Source organism: Kribbella sp. NPDC049584 (assembly GCF_040675555.1).
Taxonomy (GTDB): Bacteria; Actinomycetota; Actinomycetes; order Propionibacteriales; family Kribbellaceae; genus Kribbella.
This window is the reverse complement of sequence record NZ_JBFAPF010000006.1, coordinates 74,195-89,574: the sequence shown is the minus strand read 5'-3', so window position 1 is coordinate 89,574 and position 15,380 is coordinate 74,195. Positions and strand designations below refer to the sequence as shown.

The window sequence follows — 15,380 nt, the reverse complement described above, 5'->3', positions numbered from 1 at the left end:
AGGGACGTCTGGGCAGAGCTTCCTGGCCGGGCTCGACCTAGACCCGCCGGCGCTCCCACCGATTCCGCCGCGTACCCCCGAAACCGCAACGAACACCCCGCCGCCCAAGGCCTCCCCGAATCCTGCATCGCCGCACCGAATGGCGCACCACAAACCCCTCCCCCACCCAGTGACGCTACGCCCGCCGGATTCCTCCGACAACGCCTCATACGCGTGACTAGCGCGGCCGGTTCAGGAACTCCTCGAACAACGCGGCCCGCTCGTCGTACGTCGGTCGCTCCAACTCGATCGAGTCGTCCCCCAGCGTCACCACAACCTTCCCCGGACTCTTCCGCCGCTGGATCCAATCCCGCAGTACGGCGACCAACGTCGGCACCCCACTCGCCCCCACCAACGCCACCGCGATCGCGGTCGACCCGTCATCGCGAGCCGACGGCTCCTTCACATCCTGCGTAGGCATCCCTTCCCCCGCCAGTTCCTTCCGCAACTGCCGGACAGCCTTCGCACACCGCCCCTCATCCATCCCCGCATCCCCCACGACCCGAACCTCAACCCACCGCGGCTCACCCATCCACCACTCCCATCAGTTGCCCCCGGCCCCCTGTGGATAACTCCCCCGCCGACCAGCCCTCAACTCCTATTCTGCTGAGAACCCCACCGAAAGGGTCCCCATGAACCCCACCGAAACCGAGCCCATCTGCCTGATCACCCCCTCCACCGCCGCCGAACTCCTCCCCCACATGCTCACCCGCTTCCACCTCGGCTACCAAGACCCCCTAATCTTCGGCACCACCAAACCAGAAGCCGTCCTAATCCCCTACACCCTCTGGCAATCCCTCAACCCTGGGGATAAGTACAACGAGCGCGCAGTTGACTCGTCTAGGCTGGAAAGGTAGCCAGCGAAGGAGCTCAGATGTCGACGGAGACACCGCAGGATCGGCCGAACGGTGACCGCGTCAATGTGATCGACACGGCGACCGCGGCGTACAACCTGCCTCGGATGTTGCAGCGGTTCCGTGCGGGGCGGACCGAGCCGCTGATCTTCGGCGACGACGGTCAGCCGGAAGGTGTCGTCGTCCCGTTCGACCGATGGGAGCAGCTCGAGCAGCTGGCCGAGGACGCGGAGCAGGCCACGGAGATTCGCGAGGTTACTCAGCGACGCCTGGCGACGAACCGCGCCGAGGACTACGTCTCGGCCGATGACCTCGCAGCAGAGTTCGGTTGGAATCTCGACAGCGACAACGAGCCGCCCAAACCCCGATGACGGCCAGGTATCACCTGATCCTCGATCCGGACCTCCGGGACGAGCTTCGTGAGCTCCACGCCCGCGCCCAGGCAGACCCGAACGGTGTAGCAGCCAGCAATTCGAAGCAGTCCGCGTCGCCTTGAGCGCCTTACGCGAAGGTCGGGAGGCCGAGTTCGCCGGCGAGCGTCTCGGCCGTTCCGACAACCATCCAGACCTCCGCGACTGCGCCGAGATCAAGATCCCGGTCGTAGAGGAGTTCAACCGGCGCGGTCGGCCGATGGGCCCTTCGCACCGAGTCACCTACCGGGAGTTCGAAGGCCCGACCGAATCGTCCCTGCCGGTGCGACAGGTCATCGCCTTCGCGCCCCGCAAGAACGGCGAGATCTTCGACGTCACGGCCAACCGACTCGGCCGCTCAAAAGGCGTCGCCCTCGACGAACTCGACCACCTCCCGACAGTCCGCCCCATAACCGGCCCCGGCAAAGAACCCGACCGCCTCATCGGCCCGCCCCGCATGGCCCTACCCCCTGACCTGGCCCAATCATTAAAGGCCTTGGACGGCCTGGCCCCACCAACCAGCACCCCACCTACAACAACGAACCACCCGCCCGCCGCTCAACGCCAACCCCCAACCGAGGCCCTTCCCAGAGCAGGTGAACAGTTGCTGAGTCGAACCAGGGCCCCAGTCATTCGGGGAAGCGAAGGTCGGGAATCGCGGTCAGGTCGATGCCATAGCGGGCGTACACCTTCGTTGTGTTCTCACCCGTCAGCCGGTCTTCAGAGATCCCCAGGGTCTTACCGACGTCGACCACGTGCTCTCGCGACCGTCCTTCAATCTCCAGGTACGGCGGGATCAATGGCCACCAGTCGATCTCCAACTCAGCGCCCTGGAGCTCGAAGCTCGCCCGACGATTCTCCTGGTACGACTTCGCGACGAACCCCATCCGTCCTAACAACTCGTTCGTCGTCTCGAAGTCCCCCACCACCACCTCGGTCTCCGTGGTTCCGTCGATGCCGTCGTGCGCGATCTCCTTCACGGTCAGCGTCACCGCCGTACCGCTGTCTCGCAACCGAATCCATCGTGACTCGTCGCCCGCCTGAATGTCGTACACGTACCGCCTGAACATGCGGTGCCCAACCTGACGCCCACCGGCAAGCAGGATCTTGTCCGCCAGCCCGTTCGGCTCAACATCCAACACTTTCGCCTCGAACTCGATCGGCATATCACTCTCCCTCGGCGCCATACTTGAGCGCGAGCTTCCGCAATTCCGTCTCCCGCAGCGAGAGAATTTCCGCGCGAAGATCGCTCCGCACGAACTCTTCCACAGGCAGACACAAGTCCATGCGTTGGATGCAGACGCCCACCTGGAAGCACCCGTCCCGATCACGATAGAGCCGCACTCACGTGATCAACTGAAGCCGTGGTAGGCACCGACTGCGCGCCTACCGCGGTTCCAGCGTCACATCGCTTAGCGGCGGGGCACTGCGCAGGACACCGCCGCGAGTCCGACTGGCGCTACAAGACGATGAACCTCGGCGATGATCCCGCGATGCTTGGCGTTGCCGCGATCGTGGACCTCTGCCGTAACGACCTCGCCATAGCAATTCAGCTCCAGGTAGCCGATCTCGTTGTCGTACAGATCGACGTTCACGAAGTGCGGGTCGGCTCCCCGCCTCGTGCGGACGTGTGTCAGGTCAGTCATGTTGCTCCCTACTTGGTGGACGTGGCTCGAAGGTCCGTCACGCCCCGCCGGACAACACACGGCAGCATCGGGGCGACGAACAACCAACTGGACCGGCACTAACGCGGCCGCGCCCCGCTCAGAGGGCTATGAAGATCACGAGGCGATGACCAGCCGAGTAGCTCGAACTAGAGCGACGGAGCACCTGGAACGCCTGAGAAGCGATCGGCCAACAGCCTAGCGATAGGCAGGGGCTTGTCCACAAGACACGCGTACGACGGTCTCAAGCCGGTGGGTTGTCGGTGGGTTCTGGCAAGCTCCTCTTGAAGGGGTGATTGTTGGATGGAGTCGGGGATTTACGACGCGCTCGTCACGAATGGGCTGCTCGAGGCGATCGTGGCTGGTGAAGCCGGCGGGCAGGTTGCTGTGCTTCACGATGTCGATGAGGCTGATCAACCAGAGGTTCTAGCCCGGCATGTGAGTGACGCCGTACTGCGGGTGCTCGGGAGCACTCGAGATGAGGGGAAGCGGGTTGCGCTAGTCAACGACTTGCTCCAGCGTCTGGCGGAGCACGCCGATGGGTTGCCCAATGGCACCCCTCGTCAGTTGCACGCCTTGCGGCCGCCCGCTCAACCGGGCATCACGACGTACGGCGATACGCGTCCAAGTACTCCGCTCTCCGACGCGGCCCTGCTCACCAACTCCCATGGTGAACCGTCATTGGGGCCGGAACTGCGCGCTGAGATCGACACATCTGATGAAGTCGATCTGATCTGTGCGTTCGTGAAGTGGTACGGCCTCCGCTTGCTCGAGCCCGAGCTGCGTCGTCTGCGACTTCGCAATGCCCCGTTCCGCGTCATCACGACCACTTACCTGGGCGCGACCGATCGTCCCGCCCTCGACCGGCTCGTGAACGACTTCGGCGCAGAGGTCAAGATCCAGTACGACGTACTGCGCACGCGTCTGCACGCGAAGGCGTGGCTGTTTCGACGAAACACTGGCTTTGACACGGCGTACGTCGGATCTTCCAATCTCTCGCGCGCCGCTCTGCTCGATGGCGTTGAGTGGAATGTTCGGCTCTCGCGGATTGGCACGCCCGGTCTGCTGAAGAAGTTCGGCGCGACGTTCGATACCTACTGGAATGACTCGACCTTCGAGTCCTACGATCCGGCGCGCGACCGCGACCGCCTCGACGACGCGCTCGCGGAGGCTGGCAACCGCAAGACGTCGGATCGCGTCACGATCTCACTCGCAGGCCTCGAAGTACGTCCCCGGCCGTATCAAGCCGAGATGCTCGAGGAGATCGAGGTCGAGCGTGAGGTCCACGACAGACACCGCAACCTTGTTGTAGCCGCGACTGGTACGGGCAAGACGGTCATCGCCGCCCTCGACTACCGGCGGCTGCGCGACGCCGCGCTTCAGCGTGGCGAGCCCGCGCCCTCGCTCCTGTTCGTCGCCCACCGACGAGAGATCCTGCAGCAGTCACTCCGCACGTACCGCGAGGTCCTTGCCGACGCCAGCTTCGGCGAGGAATACCACTCAGGCACGCGTCCGGAGCGATGGCGACACGTGTTCGCGTCGGTGCAGGCCCTCCACGCGTACGACGTCACCACGACGCCGGCGGACGCCTTCGAGATCCTGGTCGTTGACGAGTTTCACCACGCGGCTGCACCGACCTATCGACGCCTTCTCAATCACCTTCAACCTCGCGAACTGCTCGGTCTGACTGCGACACCCGAACGGACCGACGGCTTCGACCTGCTGAGCTACTTCGGCGGCAGAACAGCAGTCGAGCTGCGACTCTGGGAAGCTTTGTCAGCCGACCTTCTCTGCCCGTTCCACTACTTCGGCATCGCGGACGGCACACAGCTGACAGATCTGCAGTGGAAGCGCGGCCGATACGACGAGCAGGAACTCGAGAAGCTGTACACCGGCAACGACAGCCGCGCGGCCATCGTCCTGCGCGAGGTCCGGGACAAGCTCTCCGACGTACACACGATGAGAGCGCTCGGCTTCTGTGTTTCGATCGCTCACGCCGACTACATGGCTAGAGTCTTCAACGATGCCGGCATCCCGGCGCGGTCCGTCTCCGGGCTGACTCCGAGTGCTGAGCGCGATCAGGCTCTGCGTGATCTGAAGGACCGCCGTGTCAACGCGCTCTTCGCCGCCGACCTGTTCAACGAAGGGCTCGATCTTCCCGAGGTCAACACCGCCCTCTTTCTCCGTCCCACCGAGAGCCCAACGGTCTTCCTCCAGCAGTTGGGCCGCGGTCTGCGCCAAGCTGACGGCAAGCCCGTCCTCACGGCACTCGACTTCGTCGGACACCAACGCAAGGAGTTCCGCTTCGACCTGCGCTTCCGAGCGCTCACCGGCAACACCCGCCGAGGCCTAGAGCGACAGGTCGAACAAGGCTTCCCGCTCCTTCCATCTGGTTGTCAGATCGTCCTCGACAAAGTCGCGCAGGAAGTAGTGCTCTCAAACCTCCGAGGTCAGGTCACCGGACGCTGGCAGGACATGGTGAGGGAACTCAAGGCACAGGGCGAACAAACCCTGCCGACCTTCCTCGACGAATCGGGCGCCGACCTGAGCGACGTACTGCGGACCGGCCGGAGCTGGACAGCTCTGCGCCGTGACGCCAGACTGCCAACACGCCAGGGATCCGCCCACGAATCTGGCCTCCTGCGACGCGTACGCGCTCTCGCACACGTGGACGACCCCGAGCGACTTCAGACCTATCGACGACTCCTCCAAGACGACGGCCCGACGTACGACGAACTGTCGCCGAGCCACCGCACCTACGCCCGCATGCTGTTCTTCTCACTCTGGCCAAACGGCGGAGGCTTCTCGTCGTACGCCGACGGTCTCAGCGCGCTCCGTCAGGAGCGGGCCGTGCGCGACGAACTGCTCGAGGTCACCGACTTCGCGATGGACCACGCAAGGCACCGCACGCACCGTCTCGCCAACCGGCTCAGCGATCTCCCGCTCCGCGTGCATGCCCAGTATCAACGCGAGGAAATCCTGGCCGCGCTCGACTACGCCAACCTTCAGCGGCGGCCCAGCACGTTCCAGTCCGGCGTCGTCTACTCGCCGGAGCGGAACGTCGATGCCTTCCTCGTCACCCTCACCAAATCGGAAGCGGATTACTCGCCGACGACGATGTACCGGGACTACGCGATCAGCCCGACCCTTTTCCACTGGGAGTCCCAGAGCAACACCTCCGTGGACTCCCCCACAGGTCAGCGCTACCTCAACCATCGCGACCTAGACACAAACATTCTGATCTTCGCCCGCCAACACAAACTGACCGACCTAGGCACCGCCCCGTACCTCTTCCTAGGCCCAGCCACCTACACCTCCCACACCGGCAGCCGCCCCATAGCCATCACCTGGCACCTAACTCACCCCATGCCGACAGAGGTCTTCCAGGCAGCGTCTGTTGTTGCTTAGCGGGTTAGGTCGGCGGTGAATTGGTAGGCGTCGCCTCTGTAGTGGTTGGTGCCGGAGAGGAGGGGGGTGGTGTCTTGGGTGTAGGCGATTTCGGTGGCTACCAGGATGGCGGCGGCGGGTGGGAGGTTGAGGAGGGTGGCGAGGGTTTCGGTGGCGTTCTGGGCTTGGACTGTGTAGCGGGAGTAGGCGAACTCGATGCCGTGGGATGAGAAGAGTTCATAGAGGGACATGTCGGTGAGGTCAACTCCAGTCAGCCAGGGGGCGACCGCGACGGGGATGACCAGGTCTTCGACGGTGACGGGGCGGCCGTCCATGCCGCGGAGGCGGCGGATGGCTGTTACGGGGGCGGTGGGGGCGAGGTGGAGGCGGTGGGCCTCGTCGAGGGTGGCGGGACGTTCTCGGTGGTCGAGGATCTCCGAGGTGGGGCGGAAGCCGAGTTCGTGGGCCATTTCGGTGAAGGACTGGAGCCGGCTCGGGGGTTCGCGCAGGACCAGGTCGCGGACGTACCAGCCGCGTTGGGGTGATGGGGCGATGAGGCCGTCGTCGGAGGCGGCCTGGAAGCCGGCGCGGACGGTCATCCGGCTGAGCCCGGTCTCCAGGGCGAACTGACGTTCGCTCGGCAGGCGGCTGCCGCTCGGGTACTTCCCGCGGACGATCCCCTCGCGGATCCGTTTCTTGACGCGCTCAACGGCGGGCTCGGTCACGGCCATTACTATACCAGTTTCGCGAGTCAAGCCAGGCGCAATCCCAAACTGGTTCACACTGGCATAACTGGTTTCGGCGTCGTAGGGTGGCGGGAAGTCACGGACGAAGGAGTCACGATGGTCAGCAGGCGGAACGTGTTGAAGTCGGGGGCCGCGCTCGGACTGTTCACGCTGGCCGGTTGCGCGCCGCAGGGCACCAAAGCGAGCAGCGCACCGACCACACCCGCCAAGTCGATCGACGTCGCCAAAGCCGGCACGGTGACGCTGACCATGCTCGACTTCTGGGGCGGTGACGCCGCCAGCTGGGTAGCCAGCGCGGTGAAGGGGTTCCAGGCGAAGTACCCGAACGTCACGATCAAACGTACGTCGGTCGACTGGGGCCAGCTCACGCAGACGGCCAATCTGCGGCTGAAGGAGAAGAACCCGCCCGACATCATCACGGTCAACAACGGCTGGCAGTCTCTCGGCACGCTGTCGAAGGCGGGCCTGGTGCTCAACCTGGACGGATACTCGAAGTCGTTCGGCTGGGACAAGTTCCCGAGCACGATCCTGCGGCAGACGCAGTTCACGCCGGACGGCACCGAAATGGGCAGCGGATCGTTGTTCGCGACACCGGTCGCCAGCTCGTCGCTGATCGGCCTCTACTACAACAAGACGGTTCTCGACAAAGCAGGCGTCGCCCCGCCGACCGATCTCGCCTCGTTCGAGGACGCGTGCACGAAGGCCAAGGCCGCGGGCCTCATCCCGATCGGCTACGGGTCACAGGACAAGGGTTCGTCGACGGCGATTCTCCTTGCCCTGCAAGACCTTTTCGGCGATCAGAAGAAGATCAACGACTTCGTCTACTCGACCGGCGAAGTGAAGGCCGCCGACATCGGGATGTCCGAGGCGGCCGAGCGACTCAAGTCGTACCAGGACAAGGGTTGGCTGACGCCGAACCATGCCGGCATCCAGTACGCCGACGCAATCGACGCCTTCCTCAAAGGCAAATCCGCGTTCCGCTTCGAATACACCGGAACCCTTGCTTTCAAGGGAAATCAGAAGCAGGAGTACGGCTACGTCCAACTCCCGCAGGCCACCGGAGGGAAGGTGGTCGGTACGGGCGCCTCGACGGCCGTCGCGCTCGGATCGAAATGCGCACACCCGGATGTCGCCGCCGCCTTCCTCGATTTCCTCGCCGGCCCGCAAACCGCGCAGTACGTCGTCGAGGCCGGACTCCTGCCCTTGCTCAACGACGTCAAGGCGCCGCCGGACAACCCGGAATTCGCTACCGAGATCGCGGGTCAGCGGTCGCTCGACAAGGACAACGGATACGTCCCGTACTTCGACTGGTCGACGCCGACGATGCTCGACACGCTCGGCGGCCAGGTGCAATTGCTGCTCGCCGGCCGGAGCGCCCCGGACGCCCTGGTCAAGGCGGTGCAGGCCGACTACGACAAGTTCCAGGCCGGACGATGAGTGTTCTAGCGATCGGTCGCACCAAAGCCAGAACCCGGCCCGTCTCGAGGCAAGCCCGCAAACGCCGCTGGATCGGCCTGCTCTTCCTCTCCCCCGCACTCCTGCTGTACGCCGTGATCGTGCTCGTCCCGCTCCTCCAAACGGTCAACTACTCGTTCTACAAGTGGGACGGCGTCAGCGAGCCGACGTGGGTCGGGCTCCGCAACTACCTGGAATTCGGCCGCGATCCGCGGATGTACGCCGCCTTCGGCCACGTGCTCGTGCTGATTCTGATGTTCGGGCTGATCCCGCTCGGCCTCGGACTGATCAGCGCTGCTCTCCTCAGCCGAGCGAAGATCCGCGGTGAAGGCATCTATCGCTGGTTCCTCTTTCTCCCGCAGGTGTTGACGAGCGTCGTCGTCGCCATCATCTGGAAACGCATCTACGCGCCAGACGGTCCGTTGAACAGCCTGTTGCGCGGCGTCGGGCTCGGCCACCTCACGCGTAACTGGCTCGGCGATTTCACCTGGGCGCTGCCGTCGCTCGGCATGATCGGCGTCTGGGGCGGATTCGGGTTCACCATGGTGCTGTTCCTCGCCGGCATTCTCGCGATTCCCGACGAGCTGTACGAGGCCGCGCGACTGGACGGTTCGACGCGATGGCAGGAGTTCTGGCTGATCACGCTGCCCAGCCTGCGCGGGCAGATGGCGATCGCGCTGACACTGACCATCACCGGCGCACTACGGACGTTCGACATGGTCTACATCACCACGCAGGGCGGTCCCGGAACGGCCACGACAACACCGGCGCTTCTGCTCTATCAGTTGGCCTTCGTCAATCCTGATGTCGGCAGAGCATCCGCGACCGGCGTCGTACTGGCCGTCCTGTGCCTCGGTATCGCGGTCGGTATCACGCGGGTCATGGAGAACAAAGACCGATGATCTCCAGGTTCGAACGAGTCTCGAATTACGTCATCGTGATCGCGCTGACGATCGGAGTGCTGTTCCCGGTCGCGTGGTTCGTCCTGACCTCGCTCAGCCCCAACACATCGGGAGCGCTGGATTTCTCCAACATTGCCTGGAGCAACTTCACGGCAGCCTGGCACGACGGGAACCTGGCCCACTCGATGTACGCGTCCCTGGTGATCACGGTGTCGGCGGTCGCCGGGCAAACCGTGCTCGCGATTCTCTCCGGGTACGCGTTCGGGATCCTCGGCGTGGTCGGTGAACGCTTCCTCTTCCCGGTCATCCTGCTCGGAATGATGGTGTCGACCGAAGTGATCGTGATCCCGCTGTACTACGAGTTCCAGCGCATCGGGCTGACCAACTCGTGGCTCGGACTCGTCATCATTCAGCTCGGAATGGGCGTGCCGTTCGGGACATACTGGATGCGGGCGACGTTCAGAGCACTCCCCCGCTCGGTGATGGATTCCGCCGCGGTCGACGGTGCGGGAGTATGGAGCACGTTGTGGCGCATTCTCGTCCCGATGGCACGTCCCGCCGTACTCACGCTGGTTCTGCTTTCGTTCATGTGGACGTGGAACGACTTCTTCCTTTCCCTTATTTTCTTGGGAGATCCGGACAAGCAGACCGCGACCGTTGCCCTGGGCGCCTTCCAAGGTCGGCATGTGCTGCAGGTCAATCTGATGGCGGCCGGCTCGCTGATCGTGTCGCTGCCGGTCGTGGCCCTCTATCTGTTCTTCCAGCGCGAATTCATCAGCGGCGTCATGGCCGGCGCGGTCAAGGAGTGACGTGACGACGACGCCAATCACCGTGCTACCCAGCGCCTCCCGACTCGGCGAGGCAGTGGCGCAACGGATTCTGGACCGACTGACAACAGGCAGCGCCATCATCGGCTTTCCCGCCGGACGAAGCGCCACTCCAGTGGCAGCTGCACTGAGGCAATCCGGCGCCCGGCTGGACGGCCTTCAGATCGTGATGATGGACGAATACGTCACCCAGCAAGGCAGCCGCTGGGAGCTACTTGATCCGAGCACGCCGCACAGCTGTATCGGCTGGGCGCGACGGAACCTGCTGGACCCGCTCGGACTTGGTCCGACCAGTCTTCTCACCCCGGACCCCAACGAGCCCGAAGCGTTCAAACAGGAGATCCTCGACCGCGGCGGCATCGACCTGTTCCTGCTGGCCAGCGGCCAAGGTGACGGTCATGTCGCGCTCAACGGCCCCGGTACGCCGCGGCACGCGCCCACGCGAGTCGTCGAGCTGCCCGAGTCGACCCGCCGCGACAACCTGTCGACCTTCCCCCATCTGCAGTCCCCCGCGGACGTTCCGGCGTACGGCGTCACTATCGGTACTGCGGAACTCGTCGAGCTCTCGCACTCCGCGGTGATGCTGCTCTGGGGGGAGAACAAGGCGTACGCCTTCGACCGCATCACTCGGGCCGACAGTTACGACCCGTTGTGGCCGGCAACCATCGTGCACGACTGCCGCCACCCCCTCATCTACGCGGACGAAGAAGCCGCACAAAAGTCAGAACGAGAAGGAGTCTCCTAGACATGGCTCGAATCAAGCTGGCCTACATCGGCGGCGGATCCTCCCGCGCGGCCGGCACCATGGCGTCGTTCTTGTGGCACGGGCCGGAGTTCGCGGGCTCGGAAGTGGTGCTGATCGACAAGGATCCCGAGCGGCTGGAGATCGTCCGCCGGATCGCGGAGAAGCTCGCGGCACAGAGCGGCGACGGCATCACGGTCACCGCGACGACGGACCAGCGCACTGGTCTGACCGACGTCGACGCCGTACTGACGAGCTTCCGACCCGGCAACTTCGACGCACGCGCGCTCGACGAGCGCATTCCGATCAAGCACGGTGTGATCGGGCAGGAGACGCAGGGGCCGGGCGGGTTCTTCATGGCGCTGCGCTCGATCAACGACATGCGCGGCATCACCGACGACCTGCAAGCGGTCGCTCCGGACGCGGTGATCTTCAACTACACCAACCCGGTCAACATCGTCTCGCAGGCGGTCGCGAGCTACACACCGGTCCCGATCTACTCGATGTGCGAGGGACCGCTCGTGTTCCCGCCCGTCGTACTGCGGGCGGCCGGGCTCGACCCCGAACGGGCCAAGGTCACGATGGCCGGCGTGAACCACAACTGCTGGAGCTACGAACATCTGTACGACGGCAAGGACGTCATGCCCCTGCTCGAGGCGGCGTGGGAGGAGCGCAAGGACGACCCGACGCTCGACGACAATTCCAAGCGCGCGCTGCATCTGGCCGTCGTCATGCAGTCGATCCCGTCGGACTACTTCAACTACTACTACTTCCGGAACGAGGTGTTCCAGGCGCAGCAGGCCGCGCCGCGGACCCGTTCGGAAGTGATCATGAACGAGGTGCCTGGGTACTGGGAGCACTACCGCGAGCAGGCCGAGTCCAGCCACCCGGAGCTCGATCCGGCCCGATCGCGCGGCGGCATCCACGAGCTGGAGTTGGCCATCGACGTGATGAGTGCCTATTACAACGACACCGGCGCACGCCTGCCCGTCAATCTGCCGAACGCCGGCGGCGCGTTGCCCGGTTTCGACGCTGAAACCGTCGTCGAGGTGTACTGCACCGTGAACCGCAAGGGTTGCCACATCGAGCCGCAGCAGCCGCTGCCGCTTGCTGTCCGAGGCATCACGCGTCAGCTCGCCGACTACCAGATGCTCGCGGCGAAGGCTGCCTGGGAGGGCAACCGGGCCGACGCGATCCGTGCGCTCATCGCGAATCCGCTGGTGCCTGACCTGGCGATCGCCGAGCCGCTGTACGACGAGATGGCCGCGGCACACTCGGCGTACCTGCCGGAGAGACTTCTGCGGTGAAGGACGTCTTCCTCGCTGTCGACGCCGGGAACACCAAGACCTGGGCTGGTCTGACCAGTGCCGATGGTGACCTGATCGCCCTTGCACGCGGTGGCGTCGGCGACATCTACGCGCCGGCCGGACCTGAGGCAGCGAGATCGGTCGTGCTCAGCCTCGTCGACGAGGTGCTGACGTCGGCGGACCTGCGCGAGTCCGGCGTCAAGCACGCGGCGTTCCGGTTGGCGGGAGTGGACTGGCCAGTCGACGAGCAGTTCTGGAGCGCGACGCTGGAGCCGCGCTTCGGCAGTCTCAGCATCAAGAACGACGGATTCGCGCTGATTCGGTGCGGACGGTTGGACGGCCAGGGCATTTCCGTCGTACTCGGCACCGGCGCGGCGCTCGCGGGCCGCGGTCCGGAGAAGGAATGGGCGCTGTCGTGGTGGCTGCAGCATCCGCTCGGCGGCGCGGGCCTCGTGAACGAGGCGATGCGCGCGGTGTACCTGGCTGAGCTCGGGATGGGCGAGGCGACGAAGCTTGCCGCCGTACTGCCGCCGCTGCTCGGAGCGTCGACGCCGGAGGAGATGCTCGAGGTCACGACTGCTCGCGGCAACACGTTCGACTTCGCGGCGCAGGCGGCGCATGCTCCGGCGGTCCTGGCGCTCATCGACGACGACCCGGTTGTGGCCGGGCTGGTCGACAGGCAGGCTGAGCGGCTGACGCAGTACATCGGCAGTCTCGCGCGGACCTGTGGACTGGTCAGACCAGTGACCGCAGTAGCCGGAGGCGGCTTGATACCGGAACCGGATTCGCCGATGTTCGCCGCGCTGCGCCGTACCTGCGATCCCCGAGAGATCGAGCTTCGGCACGCCCAGGCGCCGGCCCTCGTCGGAGCGCTGCTCGATGCAATCGCCGAGGGTGGCGCGACGCCGACGGAAATCGTTCGCGCCAGGCTGACTCAGAAGCTCAGCTGATCACACTGTCCTGATTCTTTTGTTGGAAGAGTTGAGCCAGGCGAGCAAGGGTGGTGGGTATGGACTTCACTCATCTTGGGCGTACTGGGTTGTCGGTTAGTCGGATCGTGCTGGGGACGATGAATTTCGGTCCTCACACCGAGGTGGGGGACGCGCACGCGATCATGGACGCGGCGCATGACAAGGGCATCAACTTCTTCGACACCGCGAACGGGTACGGGCGGGCCATCTACCCGGGGCGGACCGAGGAGATCATCGGCGAGTGGTTCGCCAAGGACCCGTCGAACCGGTACAAGACCGTGCTGGCGACGAAGGTGTACGGCGACATGGGCGACGGCTGGCCTAACGAGGGCAAGCTGTCCGCGCTCAACATCCGGCGCGCGCTCGACGCGTCGCTGAAGCGGCTGCAGACGGACTACATCGACCTGTACCAGTTCCACCACGTCGACCGCGCGACGCCGTGGGACGAGATCTGGCAGGCGATCGAGGTCGCGATTCAGCAGGGCAAGATCCTGTACGCCGGGTCGAGCAACTTCGCCGGCTGGCACATCGCGCAGGCGCAGGAGGCGGCCTCCCGACGCAACTACATCGGCTTGGTCAGCGAGCAGTCGATCTACAACCTCCTCGTCCGCGACGTGGAGCGCGAGGTCCTGCCGGCCGCGGAGTACTACGGCCTCGGCGTGATCCCGTGGTCGCCGCTCCAGGGCGGTCTGCTCGGCGGCGTCGTACGCAAGGAGAACGAGGGCGTACGCCGTCTCGAGGGCCGGTCCAAGGAGACGCTGGAGCGTCTGCGCCCGCAGATCGAGCAGTACGAGGCTTTCGCGGACGAGCTCGGCCACGAGCCGGGTGAGCTCGCCCTCGCCTGGCTCCTGCACCAGCCGGCCGTCACCGGCCCGATCGTCGGCCCGCGCACGATGGAGCAGCTCAACTCGGCCGTGCGCGCGGTAGACATCAAGCTCGACGAGAAGGCCCTGGCCCGCCTCGACGAAATCTTCCCCGGCTACAAGACCTCCCCCGAGGACTACGCCTGGTAAGACGCATCAGCCGTATAGAACAGCCGGCCGCCTTCACCAGGTGGCCGGCTGTTCTATGCGTGGACCGCGGTTGTCGGGAGCATGCCGATCAGGGCGTCGGCGGCCAGGGAGGCGGCGGGGCCGGTGGGGACGGCTACCGAGACCTGCCAGTCGGAGGCAGTCCCGGGGGCCAGGGGGACGGTGACGTGGTCGCCGCGTTTGGCGGCGATGCGTTCGGGGACGAGGGCCACGCCGAGGTCGTGGGCGACGAGGGCCAGGAGCGTGTGTACGTCGTTGACCTCGATCGTCACCGGATGAGCGACCCCGGCCGCCGTGAACGCGCTGTCGGAGATCGCGCGGGCGCCCCAGGTCGGGTCGAAATCGACGAACGACTCGCCGATCAGGTCGTCGAGCGTGACGCGGGACGCGTTCGCGAGGCGGTGGTCCGGCGCGCAGACGAGCACCATCGACTCGCGGGACAGCGGCCGGAGGTCGAGCCCGTCGACCGGGTCGCCGGCGGTGGCGACGAATGCGACGTCGAGCCGGCCGGAGGCGAGTTCGTCGAGCATCGGCGTGGAGCCGGCCTGGCGGACCTCGATCTCGACGGACGGGTACGCCGAGCGGAACTTGGCGAGCAGCGCCGGTACGTCGACCACCCCGAGGCACTGCTCCAGCCCGACGGTCAGGTGCCCGCGCAGCAACCCCTGGACCGCGGCGACCGCATCCTTGGCGGCTTCGGCGGCGGCGAGGGTACGGCGGCCCTCGCACAGCAGCGCCCGCCCCGCCTCGGTGAGCTCCACGCTGCGGGTGTTCCGGACGAACAGCGACGCCCGGAGCTCGCGCTCGAGCGCGCGGATCGAGGCCGACAGCCCGGACTGCGAGATCGACATCGCCTCGGCGGCCCGCGTGAAGTGTTTCTGCTCAGCCACCGCCACGAAGTGTTCCAAGTGCCTCAGCTCCATGACTAAGAACTGTAGTCGATCGAATCACCCCGATTCTGCGGCGCCGCATGTTGGATTGCCGCGCCACCCATCGGAGCGGATCGCCAGGCCATCACAAAGGCCTGCTGAAGCGCACCCCAGAC

The 15,380-nt window shown here is 65.4% G+C and carries 16 protein-coding genes; 10 read left to right on the top strand and 6 right to left on the bottom strand.

Features of this window, described 5'->3' with window-relative positions:
- Positions 1 to 217: 217 nt before the first annotated feature.
- Entirely contained in the window at positions 218 to 523 is a 306-nt protein-coding gene (locus tag AB0J62_RS21725) for a hypothetical protein (protein WP_363873770.1), read from the bottom strand.
- Positions 524 to 671: 148 nt separating this feature from the next.
- Between AB0J62_RS21725 and AB0J62_RS21720 the strand changes: the two genes are divergently transcribed.
- Positions 672 to 896 (top strand): hypothetical protein, encoded by a 225-nt coding sequence (locus AB0J62_RS21720; protein WP_363873767.1) that lies wholly within the window; start codon positions 672 to 674, stop codon positions 894 to 896.
- 17 nt (positions 897 to 913) lie between these two features.
- Positions 914 to 1,264, top strand: coding sequence for a hypothetical protein (locus tag AB0J62_RS21715; RefSeq protein WP_363873764.1), 351 nt, complete (start codon positions 914 to 916; stop codon positions 1,262 to 1,264).
- 130 nt (positions 1,265 to 1,394) lie between these two features.
- Here the strand turns inward: AB0J62_RS21715 and AB0J62_RS21710 are convergent, their stop codons facing one another.
- The 3 genes from AB0J62_RS21710 to AB0J62_RS21700 form a co-directional block, all read right to left on the bottom strand.
- Positions 1,395 to 1,538, bottom strand: coding sequence for a hypothetical protein (locus AB0J62_RS21710; protein ID WP_363873761.1), 144 nt, complete (start codon positions 1,536 to 1,538; stop codon positions 1,395 to 1,397).
- Positions 1,539 to 1,932: 394 nt separating this feature from the next.
- Positions 1,933 to 2,469 (bottom strand): CYTH domain-containing protein, encoded by a 537-nt coding sequence (locus AB0J62_RS21705; RefSeq protein ID WP_363873758.1) that lies wholly within the window; start codon positions 2,467 to 2,469, stop codon positions 1,933 to 1,935.
- A gap of 246 nt (positions 2,470 to 2,715) precedes the next feature.
- A complete protein-coding gene (locus tag AB0J62_RS21700) occupies positions 2,716 to 2,949 on the bottom strand; it encodes a hypothetical protein (RefSeq protein WP_363873755.1) in 234 nt (77 codons plus the stop codon).
- 321 nt (positions 2,950 to 3,270) lie between these two features.
- Here AB0J62_RS21700 and AB0J62_RS21695 point away from each other — a divergent pair, with 321 nt between their 5' ends.
- A complete protein-coding gene (locus tag AB0J62_RS21695; protein ID WP_363873752.1) occupies positions 3,271 to 6,375 on the top strand; it encodes a DUF3427 domain-containing protein in 3,105 nt (1,034 codons plus the stop codon).
- Here the strand turns inward: AB0J62_RS21695 and AB0J62_RS21690 are convergent.
- Positions 6,372 to 7,079: a GntR family transcriptional regulator gene (locus AB0J62_RS21690; RefSeq protein ID WP_363873749.1), complete on the bottom strand. Its 708-nt coding sequence runs from the start codon at positions 7,077 to 7,079 to the stop codon at positions 6,372 to 6,374. The two genes, AB0J62_RS21695 and AB0J62_RS21690, sit on opposite strands and share 4 nt — an antisense overlap.
- Positions 7,080 to 7,196: 117 nt before the next feature.
- Between AB0J62_RS21690 and AB0J62_RS21685 the strand changes: the two genes are divergently transcribed.
- The 7 genes from AB0J62_RS21685 to AB0J62_RS21655 are packed head-to-tail and all read left to right on the top strand — an operon-like array spanning position 7,197 to position 14,317.
- Positions 7,197 to 8,537 (top strand): extracellular solute-binding protein, encoded by a 1,341-nt coding sequence (locus tag AB0J62_RS21685; protein WP_363873746.1) that lies wholly within the window; start codon positions 7,197 to 7,199, stop codon positions 8,535 to 8,537.
- Positions 8,534 to 9,457 carry a sugar ABC transporter permease gene (locus tag AB0J62_RS21680; RefSeq protein WP_363873743.1) on the top strand — a complete coding sequence of 308 codons (924 nt, stop codon included), beginning with the start codon at positions 8,534 to 8,536 and terminating at the stop codon, positions 9,455 to 9,457. The genes AB0J62_RS21685 and AB0J62_RS21680 overlap by 4 nt, the downstream gene beginning before the upstream one ends.
- Positions 9,454 to 10,266 (top strand): carbohydrate ABC transporter permease, encoded by an 813-nt coding sequence (locus tag AB0J62_RS21675; protein ID WP_363873740.1) that lies wholly within the window; start codon positions 9,454 to 9,456, stop codon positions 10,264 to 10,266. Before AB0J62_RS21680 ends, AB0J62_RS21675 begins: the two co-directional genes overlap by 4 nt.
- 1 nt (position 10,267) lies before the next feature.
- A complete protein-coding gene (locus AB0J62_RS21670; RefSeq protein WP_363873737.1) occupies positions 10,268 to 11,029 on the top strand; it encodes a hypothetical protein in 762 nt (253 codons plus the stop codon).
- 2 nt (positions 11,030 to 11,031) lie between these two features.
- The gene (locus tag AB0J62_RS21665; RefSeq protein ID WP_363873734.1) at positions 11,032 to 12,333 is read left to right on the top strand and encodes a glycoside hydrolase; all 1,302 of its coding nucleotides are present in this window, start codon (positions 11,032 to 11,034) and stop codon (positions 12,331 to 12,333) included.
- Entirely contained in the window at positions 12,330 to 13,283 is a 954-nt protein-coding gene (locus AB0J62_RS21660) for a hypothetical protein (RefSeq protein ID WP_363873731.1), read from the top strand. The genes AB0J62_RS21665 and AB0J62_RS21660 overlap by 4 nt, the downstream gene beginning before the upstream one ends.
- A 59-nt stretch (positions 13,284 to 13,342) precedes the next feature.
- Complete coding sequence (locus AB0J62_RS21655; RefSeq protein ID WP_363873728.1) at positions 13,343 to 14,317, top strand: aldo/keto reductase; 975 nt, start codon at positions 13,343 to 13,345, stop codon at positions 14,315 to 14,317.
- A 53-nt stretch (positions 14,318 to 14,370) separates the two neighbouring features.
- On the opposite strand, the gene AB0J62_RS21650 is transcribed toward AB0J62_RS21655, so the two are convergent.
- On the bottom strand, positions 14,371 to 15,258 hold the full coding sequence (locus AB0J62_RS21650; RefSeq protein ID WP_363873725.1) for a LysR family transcriptional regulator: 888 nt from the start codon (positions 15,256 to 15,258) through the stop codon (positions 14,371 to 14,373).
- Positions 15,259 to 15,380 lie beyond the last annotated feature (122 nt).